Annotated in this window: 11 protein-coding genes; 4 read left to right on the top strand and 7 right to left on the bottom strand. The window is 68.3% G+C overall.

The window, feature by feature from the left end; all coding sequences use genetic code 11:
• Positions 1 to 3 precede the first annotated feature (3 nt).
• The 7 genes from ACFQ4E_RS06990 to bchF form a co-directional block, all read right to left on the bottom strand.
• Positions 4 to 1431 (bottom strand): PucC family protein, encoded by a 1428-nt coding sequence (locus ACFQ4E_RS06990; RefSeq protein WP_386802225.1) that lies wholly within the window; start codon positions 1429 to 1431, stop codon positions 4 to 6.
• Positions 1428 to 2090, bottom strand: coding sequence for a magnesium protoporphyrin IX methyltransferase (gene bchM / locus ACFQ4E_RS06985; RefSeq protein WP_386802224.1), 663 nt, complete (start codon positions 2088 to 2090; stop codon positions 1428 to 1430). The genes ACFQ4E_RS06990 and bchM overlap by 4 nt, the downstream gene beginning before the upstream one ends.
• Positions 2090 to 3055 (bottom strand): ferredoxin:protochlorophyllide reductase (ATP-dependent) iron-sulfur ATP-binding protein, encoded by a 966-nt coding sequence (bchL, locus tag ACFQ4E_RS06980; RefSeq protein WP_386802223.1) that lies wholly within the window; start codon positions 3053 to 3055, stop codon positions 2090 to 2092. Before bchL ends, bchM begins: the two co-directional genes overlap by 1 nt.
• 169 nt (positions 3056 to 3224) lie before the next feature.
• The gene (locus ACFQ4E_RS06975) at positions 3225 to 6776 is read right to left on the bottom strand and encodes a magnesium chelatase subunit H (RefSeq protein ID WP_386802222.1); all 3552 of its coding nucleotides are present in this window, start codon (positions 6774 to 6776) and stop codon (positions 3225 to 3227) included.
• Entirely contained in the window at positions 6766 to 8301 is a 1536-nt protein-coding gene (gene bchB, locus ACFQ4E_RS06970) for a ferredoxin:protochlorophyllide reductase (ATP-dependent) subunit B (protein WP_386802221.1), read from the bottom strand. The genes ACFQ4E_RS06975 and bchB overlap by 11 nt, the downstream gene beginning before the upstream one ends.
• A 40-nt stretch (positions 8302 to 8341) precedes the next feature.
• Positions 8342 to 9628 carry a ferredoxin:protochlorophyllide reductase (ATP-dependent) subunit N gene (locus ACFQ4E_RS06965; RefSeq protein ID WP_386802220.1) on the bottom strand — a complete coding sequence of 429 codons (1287 nt, stop codon included), beginning with the start codon at positions 9626 to 9628 and terminating at the stop codon, positions 8342 to 8344.
• A complete protein-coding gene (gene bchF, locus ACFQ4E_RS06960; protein WP_386802219.1) occupies positions 9625 to 10113 on the bottom strand; it encodes a 2-vinyl bacteriochlorophyllide hydratase in 489 nt (162 codons plus the stop codon). Before bchF ends, ACFQ4E_RS06965 begins: the two co-directional genes overlap by 4 nt.
• 291 nt (positions 10114 to 10404) lie before the next feature.
• Here bchF and ACFQ4E_RS06955 point away from each other — a divergent pair, with 291 nt between their 5' ends.
• The 4 genes from ACFQ4E_RS06955 to ACFQ4E_RS06940 form a co-directional block, all read left to right on the top strand.
• Complete coding sequence (locus ACFQ4E_RS06955) at positions 10405 to 11178, top strand: cobalamin B12-binding domain-containing protein (RefSeq protein ID WP_386802218.1); 774 nt, start codon at positions 10405 to 10407, stop codon at positions 11176 to 11178.
• On the top strand, positions 11179 to 12597 hold the full coding sequence (ppsR, locus tag ACFQ4E_RS06950) for a transcriptional regulator PpsR (RefSeq protein WP_386802217.1): 1419 nt from the start codon (positions 11179 to 11181) through the stop codon (positions 12595 to 12597).
• Positions 12598 to 12679: 82 nt separating this feature from the next.
• The gene (gene chlG, locus ACFQ4E_RS06945) at positions 12680 to 13588 is read left to right on the top strand and encodes a chlorophyll synthase ChlG (protein WP_386802216.1); all 909 of its coding nucleotides are present in this window, start codon (positions 12680 to 12682) and stop codon (positions 13586 to 13588) included.
• The coding region (locus ACFQ4E_RS06940) for a BCD family MFS transporter (RefSeq protein WP_386802215.1) at positions 13585 to 14710 on the top strand (1126 nt) is incomplete at its 3' end. The genes chlG and ACFQ4E_RS06940, both read left to right, overlap by 4 nt.

The following is a 14710-nucleotide window of genomic DNA, read 5'->3' as shown; positions in this document are numbered from 1 at the left end:
GGCTCATGTCGGGAAGTCCGCGAGGCCGAAGCCCGAGGCGGGCTCCTCCCCTGCGGTCGGGCGGCGGGTCCGCGTGACCAGAGGTCCAAGCGCCGCCAGAGTGATGAAGAGAAGGCCGATCTCGGCGTGGTAGACCACCGAGTAGCCCGTGGCCGGATCGTTGAGCGCCGCGCCGAGGTCCCCGGCCAGCCCGTGGAAGTTGACCCAGTCGCGGGTCGCCCCGCCAATGGCCGTCGACAGCCCCGCCGCGGTCGCCTGCGCCGCGCCCCAGGCGCCCAGCGCAAGACCCCGGCCCGCCAGGCCTTCGGCCGGCATGGTCATCGCGGCGGTCAGCGTCGAGATCGCAAAATAGCCGCCGCCGAAGCCGATCAGCCCCGCGCCCGCGAAGAAGAGGACCGTCGAGCCCATCGGAGCGGCGAAGATCACCAGCGAGAAGGCGACGATGCCGACCAGCACGCCCAGCGCGGCCATCCGGTAGATATTCGCCCGCCGCGCCAGCATCCGCGCCGCCAGCGCGAAGCCGCAGAGCGCCCCGGCGGCCCAAAGCGCGGTCAGGAGTGTCGTGGCGCTGACCGACAGGCCGAGAATCTCGCCGCCGTAAGGCTCGAGCAGTACGTCCTGCATGTTGAAGGCCATGGTGCCCAGGAAGACCACCGCGATCAGCCGCCCGGCGACACCGCCCCGCGCGAAATCCGCCCAGGCGTCGCGGAACTTCGGCCGCGGCGCGGCACGCTCGGCGGCGCTCATCGGACGGACGCGCTCTTGCTTCCAGAGCGCGACGAGGTTCAGCGCCACACCGGCGACAGCCGCGCCCTGCACCACGCGGATTAGCCGCAGGTCGCTGTAATCGCTGAGCAGCCAGCCGATCACCAGCGCCGAGACGCCCATGCCCACTAGGAACATCACGTAGAGAAGCGCAACCACCCGCGGCCGCGTCTCGTCCGTGGCCCGATCCGACGCCAGCGCGAGGCCGGCGGTCTGGGTCATGTGCAACCCGAGCCCGGTCATGAGGAACGCAAGAGCCGCCAGCACCTCGCCCGCGAAAGGCACTTCGTGGACGGTATCGCCCCCGAGCACCAGGAGCGCGAAGGGCATCACCGCCAGACCGCCCATCTGCCAGAGCGATCCGAACCAGAGATAGGGCACCCGCTTCCAGCCGATGGCCGACCGGTGCGTGTCCGACCGGAACCCCAGGAGCGCCCGGAACGGCGCGATCAACACCGGCAGCGCGATCATCGTCGCGACGATGGTCGCCGGAACCGACAGCTCGACGATCATGACGCGGTTGAGCGTGCCCAAAAGCATCACCGTCGCCATGCCGACCGAGACCTGGAACAGCGCCAGCCGCAGAAGCTGGCCCAGCGGCAACTCGTCCGAGGCCGCATCCGCAAAGGGCAGGAAGCGCCGGGATATGCGGGCCAATCCGCTCATCTGGCAAGCTCCAGCGCGTGGCTGATATAGAAGCCCCGCGACACCCGCCCGAGATCGGCAAGACCGGGGATGCGCCGAGCCAGCCGCGCGGGCTCATGCGGCACCATCACCGGCGAGCGATCGCCGCGCGGGAAAAGCTTGCCCGCATACCACATCGCCATCAGCGCCCGAGTCCTGGGCGCCACCGTGAACAGCACCGACCCGGACGTGCGCGCCGCCAACCCCTCGACCGCCTCGGCGATATCGGACTCGCGGTAATAGATGAGCGAGTCCATCGCCACGACATGATCGAAGCCGCCCAGATCGCTGGCCAGCATGTCCCCGGCGACGAAGCGCACACGGGTCCCATAGGCCTCGGGCAGCCGCCGCGCGGCGATCTCGAGAAGCGCGGGCGAGATATCCACCGCCACCACCTCGGCCCCACGCGCGGCAAGCTCGACAGTCAGAGGCCCCGCGCCGCACCCAGCGTCCAGAACCCGCGCGCCCGCCAGATCCTCCGGCAGCGCGGCCAGGAGCGTCGCCCGCATCGCCTCGCGCCCGGCCCGCACCGTCTCGCGAATGCGGCTCACCGGCGCGTCCGAGGTCAGACGCTCCCAGGTCCGGGTCGCGGTTCGGTCGAAATAGGTCTCGACGCGGGAACGGGTCAGCTCGTAGCTCATCAATCGAACCCCAGAAGCTCGAAGATCTCGCGATCGGGCAGCGGCTGCGGTGCCAGCGGATCGGTGCCCGCCATCAGCCGCTCCGCCAGCCGCACATATTCGACACGGGCGGCGACGATGTCCTCCTCGTCCTCCATCTCGAACAGCGTCTTCTTCTTCAGCCGCGAGCGCCGGATCGCGTCGTAATCCGGCATGTGCGCGATGCGCTTGAACCCGACCCGGTCGCAGAAGCGGTCGACCTCATCGGTGTCCTTCGACCGGTTCGCCACGCAGCCCGCGAGCCGCACCTTATAATTGGCCGACTTGGCCTGCACCGCGGCGATGATCCGGTTCATCGCGTAGATCGAATCGAAATCGTTTGCGGTCACGATCACCGCCCGGTCCGCATGCTGGAGCGGCGCCGCGAACCCGCCGCAGACCACGTCGCCCAGCACGTCGAAGATCACCACGTCGGTTTCTTCCAGCATGTGATGCTGCTTCAGAAGCTTCACCGTCTGCCCGACCACGTAGCCGCCGCAGCCGGTCCCGGCGGGCGGCCCGCCCGCCTCGACGCATTTCACGCCGTTGAAGCCTTCGGTCACGAAATCCTCGGGCCGAAGCTCCTCGGCGTGGAAATCCACCTCCTTCAGGATGTCGATCACCGTTGGCTGCAGCTGACCGGTCAGGGTGAAGGTGCTGTCATGCTTCGGGTCACAGCCGATCTGCAGAACCCGGTGACCGAGCGTCGAAAACGCCGCCGAGAGGTTCGACGAGGTGGTCGACTTGCCGATGCCGCCCTTGCCATAGACCGAGAACACCTTGGCCCCGTCGATCCGAGCATCGGCATCCTGGTGCACCTGCACCGAGCCCTCGCCATCCTGGCCGCGCAGCACCGGCGGGCTCTGGACCCGCCGCGCTTCGAGACCCGCCGCCTCGCGCAGCGCCGCACGCCGGGCCGGGGGTTGCTTGTGATCGAGCGGGCTCATCGCGCCAACCTTTCCGCGAAGCACAGCCCCGCATGTTTCTTCTTTTTCCAAATACGCAAAACCGCTGACCGCCCGCGCGCCGCGCCCCGGAGCCTTGCGCCCACGGGACGGCGGGCGGGGCGAGGGGCGTAAGCCCGAGCGCCGATCCGGCGTCCTGAAAGGGTCCCGCTCATTCCGCCGCCACCCCTTCCATCCGGTCTTCCAGCGCATCCGCCGCCGCTTCCAGCGCCGCCAGCGTCTCCGCGTCCGGCGCCCAGTAACTCCGGTCCGAGGCCTCGAGGAGCCGGTTCGCCATCCGGCTCGACGCCACCGGGTTCAGCGCCGACAATCGCGCACGCATCTCCGCGTCGAGCACGAAGGTTTCCGAAAGCCGCTGGTAAACCCAGGGCTCCACGCCCCCGGTCGTCGCCGACCAGCCCATCGTGTTGGTGAAGGCCGCCTCGATCTGGCGCACGCCCTCCGACCCATGCCGGAGCATGCCCTCGAACCATTTCGGATTGAGCGCCCGGCTCCGGGTCTCGAGCGCCACCTGGTCCGACAGCGTCCGCACCTTGCCCGCGCCACGGGTGGTGTCGGAGATATAGACCGCCGCCTCTTCGCCCCGCGCCCGCTTGACCGCCCGCGAGATGCCGCCCAGCGTGTCGAAGTAATGGTCGACCGTCGTGACGCCCAGCTCGACCGATTCCAGGTTCTGATAGGCCAGTTCCACATCGCGCAGCGCCTGCTGCAAGAGCGCGGGATTGGCCTGCGCCTTGCCGTTCGGCCCATAGGCCCAGCTCTTCCGCGCCTCGTAGGCATCGGCCAGCTCATCCTCGTCACCGAAGGACGAGCTCTCGACAAGCTGGTTCACGTTCGACCCATAGGCCCCTTCGGCATTCGAGAAGACGCGCAGCGCGGCCTTCTCGAGCGACACGCCGGCACTCGCCGCGTAATCCTCGGCATGGGCCTTCACGAAGTTCATCTCGCGCGGCTCATCCGCCTGCGCCGCCTTCAACGCCGCCTCCGCCAGCATCCGGGTCTGGAGCGGCAGAAGATCGCGGAAAATGCCCGAGAGCGTCATCACCACGTCGATCCGCGGCCGCCCGAGCGCGTCGAGCGGCACGAGATCCGCCCCTGACAACCGCCCGAAACTGTCGAAGCGCGGCACCGCGCCGATCAGCGCCAGGGCCTGCGCCAGGGGCGCGCCGTCCGACTTGATATTGTCCGACCCCCAGAGCACAAGCGCAACCGAGCGCGGCACCTGACCGTGGGTCTCCAGAAGCAGCGCCGCCTGCCGCCGCCCCTCTTCCATCGCAAAGGCGGTGGGCATGCGGAACGGGTCGAAGGCGTGGATATTGCGCCCGGTCGGCAGGATCTCGGGGCTGCGGATCAGGTCCCCGCCCGGCACCGGTTTCACGAACCGCGCTTCGAGCGCCGCGAGGATCCCGTCGATCTCGCCGGAGCCGCCCAGCGCAATCCGCGCCGCCTCCGCCCGCTCGGATTCCTCGAAATGGGACAGGTAGTCCGCCTGGACCTCCGGGGCGATCTCCCGCCCCACGATGTGCAGACCCTCCGGGATCAGCGCCTCTTCGGTCTCTAGAAGACGCAGCCAGAGATCCTCGGGCGCGCCCGCCATATCCACGGCCGCGGCCTGCTCGGAGATCAGCGCGCGCAACTCCCCGTCGCGCGCATCGCCCGGGGCCAGCCCGCGCCAGCGCGTCAGGCTCTCTTTCAGCTCCATCATCCCCTTGTAGAGACCGGCCTGCGCCAGGGGCGGCGTCAGATGGGTGACCGTGACAGCCCCCGAGCGGCGCTTCGCGAGCGTCGCCTCCGAGGGGTTGTTCGCGGCATAAAGATACACATTCGGCAGATCGCCGATCAGCCGGTCGGGCCAGTCGCCCGGACCCATCCCCGCCTGCCGACCCGGCATGAACTCGAGCGCCCCGTGCATGCCGAAATGCAGAACCGCATCCGCGCCGAAGCGCCTGCGGATCCAGTCGTAGAATCCCACGAAGGCGTGGGTCGGCGCGAAGCTGCGCTCGAAGAGCAGCCGCATCGGATCGCCCTCGACCCCGAAGCCCGGCTGCAGGCCCACGAACACATTGCCGAACTGCTGACCTAGAACGAAGACGCCGCGCCCATCGGACTGGATGCGCCCCGGCGCAGGCCCCCAGGCGGCCTCGACCTCGTCGAGCCAGGCGCAATTGGCGACGATCTCCTCGGCGGGCACATGCGCGCAGATATTTGCCTCCTGGCCGAACTGCGCGGCATTGCCGCCCAGGACCGCAGCGCGTAGCGCGGCCACATCGCCGGGCAGCGCCACCTCATAGCCCCGCGCGCGCATCGCCGAGAGCACGTTCCAGAGGCTCTCGAACACGTCGAGATAGGCCGCCGTGCCCGCGGCCCCGGCATTCGGCGGAAAGCCGAAGAGCACCACCGCCACCCGCGCCTCGGCCCGCGCCTTGCGGCGGAGCGCCACCATCTTCGCGACCCGCGCCACCAATGTCTCGACCCGCTCCGGGCAGGGCGCCATCGCCCGCTCCTCGGCTCCGGGACGACAGGCGCGCGCGCATCCCCCACAACCGTCCGGTCCGTGTCGTCCCGCAAAGACCGTCGGGCAGACCGCCCCGTCAAGCTCGGGAAGCGCGATCAGCATGGTGGTCTCGATCGGCCCGAGCCCCTGGGCGCTCGCCGCCCATTGCCCGAGCGTCTGGAACTCCAGAGGATGCGCCGCGACGTAAGGCAGATCCAACTCGGCGAGGATCTCCACCGCGGCGGCGTTGTCGTTATAGGCGGGCCCGCCCACCAGACTGAACCCGGTCAGGGACACCAGCGCATCGACACGCGCGCCCTCGGGCCCGCGAAAATAGGCCTCGATCGCCGGACGCCCGTCGAGCCCGCCCGCGAAGGCCGGGATGACCCGGACGCCGCGCGCCTCGAAGCCGCGAATGACCGCGTCGTAATGGGCGGTGTCGCCCGAGAGCACGTAAGAGCGCATCATCAGGAGGCCGACGCTGCCTGCCGCACCCTCCGTCCCGGGCAGCGCCGCGGCATCGGTCGTGATCCGGCCCGGCAGATCGGGGTGGTAGAGACCGGTATCAGGATACTCCTGGGGCTCGGGCGCCGAGCCGCCGCGCCACTCTGGGCGCGAAGCATAACGGCCAATCAGGAAGCGGATCATCGCCTCGACATTTTCGTCCGAGCCGCCGAGCCAGTATTGCATGCAGAGGAACCAGGCTCGCAGATCCTGCGCCTTGCCCGGGATCAGCTTGAGGATGCGCGGCAAGCGGCGCAGCATCGCCATCTTCTTCGCGCCGCTCTCGGTGGACGGCTTCGACGACCCGCGCAGACGCTTCAACAGCGCCATCGTGGCGCTTTCAGGCCGCGCCATGTCGAGCGACCCCATCCGCGTCAGCTTCACGACCGCGGCATCCGCGATAACGCCGACCAGCGCATCCATTTCCGCGCGCCGCGCCTCGAGAACCGGCAGGACCGGCCGGATATGCTCTTCCAGGAAAAGCAGGTTCGCGATCACCATGTCGGCGCGCGCCAGACCCGTCAGCGCGGCCTCCAGCGCCTCGGGGCACTCGCCCCATTCCGCCGCCGCATGGACCGTCAGCCGCAGGCCCGGAAACTCCACTGCCAGCCGCTGACCCGCCCGCGCCACCGGTCCGGCGGCATGGGCGTCCAGCGTCAGGATCGCGACCTCGTAAGGCGCGTCAGAGATCGCCTCATCGCGCATAATGGGCCTTTGCCTCGTAGAGAAACTCGACATCGATCTCGGCGCAGCCGCGCTCGGCGGCATAGGCCTCGGTGTTGCGCCGCGCCTTGCCGCGGACGAAGAACGGGATCTTCTTCAGCTCGGTCTCGGCCGCGGGAAGCCAGACCACCGCGACCCCGCCCGGAGCGGCCTGAGCTTCTTCTTTTTCCAAATACGCACGCTCCGGCGCCGCCTGCGGACGGCCGCCGTGATGCGACGGACCCGCCGCATCATTGAACTCGAAATCCTCGCGGAACATCGCCAGAAGATGCTCTTCGAGGCCCATGACCAGCGGATGCACCCAGGTGTCGAAGAGCACGTTCGCGCCTTCGATGCCCATCTGAGGCGCGTAGCGGGCCGGGAAATCCTGCACATGGACCGGGGCGGAGATCACCGCGCAGGGAATCCCGAGGCGCTTGCCGATATGGCGTTCCATCTGGGTGCCGAGGATCAGCTCGGGCGCGGCCGCCTCGATGGCGCGCTCGACCTCAAGGTAATCGTCGGTAACGAGCGCCTCGACGCCCATCTCGCGGGCCAAGGCCCGGACGGGGCGCGCCTGTTCGCGGTTGTAGCAGCCGAGACCGGCGAGCTCGAAGCCCATCTCCTCGGTCGCGACCCGGGCCGCGGCCATCGCATGGGTGCCGTCGCCGAAGACGAAGACGCGCTTGCCGGTGAGGTAGGTGCTGTCGACCGAAGCGGCGTACCAGGGTGCCCGCAGGCGATCCTCGTCAAGCGCGGGCGCGATGTTCAGAAGTCCCGCCAGCTCCGCCACCCAATCCCGGGTGGCACCGACGCCGATCGGCACGGTTTTGGTGAAGGGAAGACCCAGCGCCCGCTCCATCCAGCGGCAGGCGCTTTCCCCGGTCTCGGGATACATCAGGACGTTGGCATGGGCGGCCCCGAGCCGGGCGATATCGGCGGGGCGCGCGCCGTAAGGCGCGCAGACATTCACCGCGACGCCCATATCCGCGAGCATCGCCGTCAGTTCGGTGATGTCGTCGCGATGCCGGAAGCCCAGCGCGGTCGGCCCGATCAGGTTGACGCTCGGCCGCTCGGTCCGGTCGCAGGGCCCGGCGAGCCTGCGGCAGATCTGGTAGAAGGTCTCGTCAGCGCCGAAATTCTCCTTGCGCTGGTAGGAGGGCAGCTCGAGCGGGATCACCGGGCAGTCGAGGCCCAGCGTCTCGGCCATGCCGCCGGGATCGTCCTGGATCAGCTCGGCGGTGCAGGAGGCCCCGACGATCATCGCCTCGGGCTGGAAGCGGGCATGGGCCTCGAGACAGGCGCGGCGGAACAGGTCGGCAGTATCGGCACCGAGATCGCGGGCCTGGAAGGTCGTGTAGGTGACCGGAGGACGGGCGCCGCGGCGCTCGATCATGGTGAAGAGCAGATCCGCATAGGTGTCGCCCTGGGGCGCGTGCAGGACGTAATGCAGGCCCTCCATCGCGGTGGCGACCCGCATGGCGCCGACATGGGGCGGTCCCTCATATGTCCAGACCGTCAGCTTCATGGCCGACCGGCTTTTTGCGTATTTGGAAAAAGAAGAAGCCTCATGCGCGGTGCTCCCTTGCCAGGAGCGCGCGGCGCCGGAGGGGGCGGGCGAAGAGCTGCGCCAGATCGCCGGCCTGTTCGTAGAAATGTACCGGCGTGAAGACCAGTTCGATGGCCCATTTGGTGGCCATGCCCTCGGCCTCGAGCGGGTTGGCAAGGCCGAGGCCGCAGACCGTCAGATCGGGCGCGGCGGCGCGGCAGCGGTCGAGCTGGCGCTCGACATCCTGTCCCTCCGACAGGGTCGGGCCGTCCGGGAGGAGGTCCAGTTCGGGCGTGAGGATTTCGCGGTGCAGGAAGGGCGTTCCGATCTCGAGCGCGCGCATGCCGCATTCGCGGGTGAGAAAGCGCGCGAGGGGGATTTCGAGCTGGCTGTCGGGAAAGAAGAAGACCGAGCGACCGTTGAGGGCCTCGGCAGCGCGGGAGACGGCGGCGCGCGCTCGCGCCCGCGGCGCCGAGGTCACCTCGTCGAAGCGGCTCTCGGATACGCCGAAGGCCTGCGCGATGGTGCGGAGCCAGAGCGTCGTGCCCTCTTCGCCGAAGGGCAGCGGTGCGGCCAGATGCTGCGCGCCGCGACGGCGCAGGGCGGCCAGCGTATCGCCGAGGAAGGGCTGGGCCAGGATCACCCTGGTGTTCGGGCCAACCCCGAAGGCGTCATCGGCGCGGCGGGTCGGCAGGACGCGGACCGGACCGACGCCCAGGCCGTCCAGAAGCGCGCGCATCTGGTCCTCGACCACGTCCGGCAGCGCGCCCACAACCAGAAGCTCGCGCGCGTCGGTCGCGGGCAGGTCCGGCACCATGGCCGCGAGGCAGGCATCCTCGCCTTGCGTGAAGGTGGTCTCGATGCCCGAGCCCGAGTAGTTCAGCACCCGCACATGCGGGGCATGCGCGGCGCTCAGCCGTTCGGCGGATTTCGCCAGATCAAGCTTGATGACCTCGGACGGGCAGGAGCCCACGAGGAAGAGGCGACGGATATCGGGGCGGCGGTCCAAGAGCTCGGCCACCACGCGGTCGAGCTCTTCCTGGGCGCAGGCGAGCCCGGCGAGATCGGTCTCTTCGAGGATCGCGGTGGCGAATCTGGGTTCGGCGAAGATCATCACACCTGCCGCCGATTGCAGCAGATGCGCGCAGGTGCGCGAGCCGACCACCAGGAAGAACGCGTCCGGCATCTTGCGATGCAGCCAGACGATGCCGGTCAGGCCGCAGAAGACCTCGTGCTGGCCGCGCTCCTTTAGGACTGGCGCGGTGCGGCAGCCGCCGCCTGCGGGAGGGGCGAAGCGCTCGGTCATGGCGCCCCCTTGCGGGCCTGGCGGAGCTTCCAGAGGAACTGCCCGGCATTGATCACATAGGTGGCGTAGGCCGCCAGGGCGAGGACCATGAGGCCGCCCTGCGTCAGCGTGCCCTGCCAGAGCGCCCAGAGATAGGCGCTGTGCAAACCGATGACGAGAAAGGAGAAAACATCCTCCCAGAAGAAGGCTTGCGCGAAAAGATACTGGCCGAAGACCACCTTCTCCCAGATCGCGCCAGTGACCATGATGAGGTAGAGCACGGCGGTCTTGAGAACGATCGACCAGGTGGCGGCGAGGTAGCCCTCGCCGGTCGCGAGGAAGCGCAGCACCAGCACCAGTGAGACCAGGAACACCGTGAATTGCAGCGGCGCCAGGATGCCCTGCACCAAAGTCCAGCGCGTGGCGTCCCGCCGGGCGCGCTGTTCTGGGGTGTAAAGCGGGGCTGACGGGGCCGCGCTCATCCTGGCATCGGCGGTGTGCGACATGGGCGATTCCGTTCGGATGGACAAAACCGAGGGTAGGTTTTCGCCTGGCCAAGTGTCAATTGTAACTTACAGTTTGGCCAATTTCATCGATTTTTCGACCCGAGCAGGCCATTCAAGCCTTTGTTTTTACTTGTTACCACCTTGAGTTGCTCAAAACTGCCGAGTCAAATTGACGGATCACGACCCCAAAGATGTCCATATCGTTTGACATTGCGCAAATGAAAGGACACCCTTGCGTGCAGTCCGATGCGGTCGTCGCGAGAGGCATCGGAGCCCAGGAGGGCTGGCATCATGTCGCAGTTGTATTCGGCCCCATGGGCTGGTCGCTCGGAGATCGCAACGCTGGCGGAAGCCGCGCTGTCGGAACTGACGGCACGGGCCCAGCGCGATCGCGATTATGCCAAGACCGCAAGCGCCGCCTGGCTGGCGGATGCCCTTCTCAGCAGACACGAATATTGCCCGAAGCGCGTCACCACGGCGCTCGACAAGCGCAAGCTTAAGCCGCGCGAGATCATCGACGACGTGTTCCCCGCCACCGCCCGCAGGCTCGGGGAGCTTTGGCGCACCGACGCGATCACCTTCGCCGAGAACTCCGTCGCCTCCGCGCGGATGCAGGCGCTGCTGGTGCATCTCGCGCCGCTCTGGGAATGCGCCGAGGACGCGCCCGGCAGCGGGCTGGCGGTCCTCTTCACCATTCCGGAACAAAGCCATCACACGCTCGGCTCGCGGATCGCCGAAGCGCAGCTGCGCGCGCTCGGGGTGTCGCTCAAACGGCTCAGCGATCCAGGCGTGGACCTGTTTTGCAAGACAGTGGCCGCGGATCCCTATGACGCCATTCTCTTCTCCTGCACCTCCGGCGGCAGCCTTGCATCCGTCCGCAGGATGATTACTCAGGCGCGCAAGCAGATCGGCGGACTGCCTCCGACCCTTCTCGGCGGGCTGGTTCTGGACCATGCGGACCAGATATGCACCCGAGCCGGAGTGACGGAAGTCTCCTCCGATCCGCGCCACGTCCTGTCCCTCTGCGCCGCAGAGAACCGCCGAAGAGAGAAAGCAACCCCCTAGATGGCCCAACGCGATATCAGCTTCTGGAATGGCGTCTCAGGCCTGGATACGGCCCCGGCCCTCCTGAGCGAGATCGTCTCCGCCGCGGCGGATGTCTCTCTCCTGGTCGCGGCCAACGACCGGGTGATCTCCGTTCAGGGCGGGCGCGAGGGCGAGCTCGGTCATCGCCTGTCCCATGCCGAGGGCCAGCCGATCACCGCCTATCTCGCCGAAGACAGCCGGGCCAAGATGACCTCCGCGCTGAAGCAGCTTCGCGAGGACGGGCAGTTCGACCGCGCCGTCGAGGTCAACCACACCGATACGAGCGGTCCGCATATCCCGGTCCGCTACCGCCTGCTGAAGATCGACCCCGACGGGACCGCGCTGCTTCTGGGGCGCGACCTTTCGGCGATCTCCGAGACGCAGGCGCAGCTGGTCGAGACGCAGATGTCGCTCGAGCAGGGCTACGAGGCCCGGCGCGAGTTCGACGCCCGCTATCGCCTGCTCCTGCGCACCGTGCGCGACGCCATCGTTTTCATGTCGGTCTCCGACGGGCGCATCCGCGACCTCAACGAACCGGCGGCGTCGATCCTCGGATCGACGCGGTCCGAGCTGCTAGACACGGTCTTCGCCGAGACGTTCGAGGACCGTAGCAAGGAAGAGTTCGCCGAGGCCGTGATGGGCGCGGCCATGTCGGAAAAGGCCGCCGGCCTGAAGCTGCGCGCGCGGCGCGTCCGCACGCCGGTTCGGGTCGAGCCGCAGGTGTTCCGCGCCGCCGGCGAGCGCGTCGTGATCGCCCGCTTGATGCGCGAGGACGACGTGGGCGCCCAGCGCGACGGCCTGGCCATCGACCTCTCGGCGCTCTTCGACAAGAGCTCGGACGCGCTCGTCTTCGCCTCGACCGGCGGGACGATCATGCATTGCAACGACGCCTTCCTCGACATGATCGACGCGGCGCATATGTCCGATGTCGCCGGGACCTCGCTGTCGCAGTTCCTCGGGCGTGGCCAGGTCGACCTCAACGTCCTGGCTGAGAACGCCAAGCGGCACGGCCAGATGCGGCTCTATTCCAGCAAGATCGTCAACGATCTCGGCGCCTCTACCGCGGTCGAGATGTCCTGCACCTATCTCAACGACCGGGCCGAGCCGGAGCTGGGCTTCGTCATCCGTGATGCCTCGCGGTCCGAGGCCGCGCGGCGCCCGTCCCTGCAGCCGACCGAGGAATCGAGCCGGAACGTCATGGAGCTCGTGGGCTCCGCGACGCTGAAGGAGATCGTCGCCGAGACCACCGACGTGGTCGAGAAGATGTGCATCGAGACCGCCGTCAGCCTGACCCGGAACAACCGGGTGGCCGCTGCCGAGATGCTGGGGCTGTCGCGTCAGTCGCTCTATGTGAAGCTCCGCAAATACGGGCTTCTGAGCCGCGAAACCGACAACTGAGCCCGCCAACCCTGTAAACAAAAGCTGACAGCGGGCGCCAGTTAGGCTTGCTCCGACTCGCGTTCCGGTGTTTTATCGGCGCATGTCTGTCAGCGAAAGTTTACATTCCCGGCAGTATCCAGAGCCCGCAGCCATGCTGAGGCTCATCAAACCCGTCACCTGGTTTCCGCCGATGTGGGCGTATCTCTGCGGGATCGTCTCGGCCGGCGTATCACCCTCGGGGCACTGGCACCTCGTGATCCTCGGCGTCCTTCTCGCAGGCCCCGTCGTCTGCGGGATGAGCCAGGCCGCGAACGATTGGTGCGACCGCCATGTCGATGCCATCAACGAACCCGACCGTCCGATCCCCTCGGGGCGCATCCCCGGTCGTTGGGGCCTCTGGATCGCCCTGGCAATGACCGTGCTCTCGCTCCTGCTCGGAGCCGCGCTCGGGACCTGGGGTCTGATCGCGACCATCGCCGCCGTTCTGTCCGCCTGGGCCTATTCGGCCGAGCCGGTCCGGCTCAAGCGCTCGGGTTGGTGGGGGCCGGGTCTGGTCGGGCTGTCCTACGAGACGCTGCCCTGGCTGACCGGAGCCGCCATCCTGTCGCAGAGCCTGCCGTCCGGTCCCGTCCTGATCTGCGCGCTTCTCTACGGAATCGGCGCGCATGGCATCATGACGCTCAACGATTTCAAGGCGCTCGAAGGCGACCGGGTGTCGGGCATCGCCTCGCTCCCGGTGACGCTCGGCCCGGTCCGCGCCGCGCGGCTGGCCTGCGCCGTGATGCTCGCGCCCCAGATCGCGGTCGCGGCACTGCTTTTCGGCTGGGACAGAGCCTTTTTCGCCGCTGCCATCCTTGTCCTGATCGCCGCACAGCTCTGGGCAATGCGGGTGCTGCTGACCGACCCCAAGGCGCGCGCGCCCTGGTATAACGGCACCGGCGTCCTGTTCTACGTCTCCGGCATGATGATCACCGCCTGGGCGATCCGGTGTCTCGAGGCGCTGCCATGACGCTCTCCTGGGCGCAGATCCTCAGGCTCGGCCTCGTGCAGATGGCGCTGGGCTCCGTCGTGGTTCTGACAACATCGACCCTGAACCGGCTGATGGTCGTCGAACTGGCGCTGCCCGCGCTCCTGCCCGGCATTCTCGTGGCGCTGCATTACGGCATCCAGATCACCCGCCCGAACTGGGGCTTCCGCTCGGATACCGGCGGCAATCGCACCCGCTGGATCATCGGCGGGATGGCGGTTCTCGCACTGGGTGGCGTCGGGGCCGCCTTGGGCGTGATCGTGCTGGAACAGAGCCTTGCTCCGGGTCTCCTGATCTCGGTCCTCGCCTATGCGCTGATCGGTCTCGGCGTTGGCGCGTCGGGTACCTCGCTCCTGGCGCTCCTTGCCACCGCGACCGCGCCGCACCGGCGTGCCGCGGCGGCGACGATCACCTGGCTGATGATGATCTTCGGCATCGCCGTGACGGCGGGCGTCGTCGGCGGGCTTCTCGATCCCTACACGCCGGCGCGGCTTCTGACGATCGTCAGCGGCGTCGCGATCGGAGCGATCCTCCTGACCGCCCTCGCCATTCACGGCATCGAGGCCCGCGTCACGCAGGCCCCCGAGCCCGAAAGCCTGCCCTTCCGCGAAGGATTGGCGCAGGTCTGGCAGGAGCCTCGGGCGCGCAATTTCACCCTCTTCGTCTTCCTGTCGATGACCGCCTATTTCATGCAGGAGCTGATCCTCGAGCCTTATGCGGGCCTCGTCTTCGGCTACACGCCCGGCCAGTCCACGCAGCTTTCGGGCGCGCAGAATGGCGGCGTGTTCCTCGGGATGGCGCTCACCGGTCTCTGCGCCACCGGTCTGCGCCTCGGCAGCCTAAGGACCTGGGTCGTCTCCGGATGTCTCGGCTCGGCGCTGGCCCTGATGAGCATCGCGCTTCTCGGTCAATCGAACGCCCCGCATCTCTTCCTGCCCGCGACCGTCGCGCTCGGCGTCTTCAACGGCATGTTCGCCGTGGCTGCCATCGGCTCGATGATGGCGCTGGCCGGAGAGGGCCGCGCCGCGCGCGAAGGCACCCGCATGGGCCTCTGGGGCGCCGCGCAGGCCATCGCCGCCGGGTTCGGCGGGCTGACCGGCGCGG

The organism is Litorisediminicola beolgyonensis (genome assembly GCF_042679605.1).
Classification (GTDB): domain Bacteria; phylum Pseudomonadota; class Alphaproteobacteria; order Rhodobacterales; family Rhodobacteraceae; genus Litorisediminicola; species Litorisediminicola beolgyonensis.
Note: the sequence above shows the minus strand (reverse complement) of the source record. Positions and strands in the feature narration are given on the sequence as shown.

What these genes read in the sequence shown, in the direction of transcription:
- bchB (WP_386802221.1), bottom strand. Translation starts at nt 8,301, where the DNA reads ATGAAGCTGACGGTCTGGACATATGAGGGACCGCCCCATGTCGGCGCC.
- ACFQ4E_RS06975 (WP_386802222.1), bottom strand. Translation starts at nt 6,776, where the DNA reads ATGCGCGATGAGGCGATCTCTGACGCGCCTTACGAGGTCGCGATCCTG.
- bchL (WP_386802223.1), bottom strand. Translation starts at nt 3,055, where the DNA reads ATGAGCCCGCTCGATCACAAGCAACCCCCGGCCCGGCGTGCGGCGCTG.
- ACFQ4E_RS06955 (WP_386802218.1), top strand. Translation starts at nt 10,405, where the DNA reads ATGTCGCAGTTGTATTCGGCCCCATGGGCTGGTCGCTCGGAGATCGCA.
- chlG (WP_386802216.1), top strand. Translation starts at nt 12,680, where the DNA reads ATGTCTGTCAGCGAAAGTTTACATTCCCGGCAGTATCCAGAGCCCGCA.
- ACFQ4E_RS06965 (WP_386802220.1), bottom strand. Translation starts at nt 9,628, where the DNA reads ATGACCGAGCGCTTCGCCCCTCCCGCAGGCGGCGGCTGCCGCACCGCG.
- ppsR (WP_386802217.1), top strand. Translation starts at nt 11,179, where the DNA reads ATGGCCCAACGCGATATCAGCTTCTGGAATGGCGTCTCAGGCCTGGAT.
- bchF (WP_386802219.1), bottom strand. Translation starts at nt 10,113, where the DNA reads ATGTCGCACACCGCCGATGCCAGGATGAGCGCGGCCCCGTCAGCCCCG.
- ACFQ4E_RS06990 (WP_386802225.1), bottom strand. Translation starts at nt 1,431, where the DNA reads ATGAGCGGATTGGCCCGCATATCCCGGCGCTTCCTGCCCTTTGCGGAT.
- bchM (WP_386802224.1), bottom strand. Translation starts at nt 2,090, where the DNA reads ATGAGCTACGAGCTGACCCGTTCCCGCGTCGAGACCTATTTCGACCGA.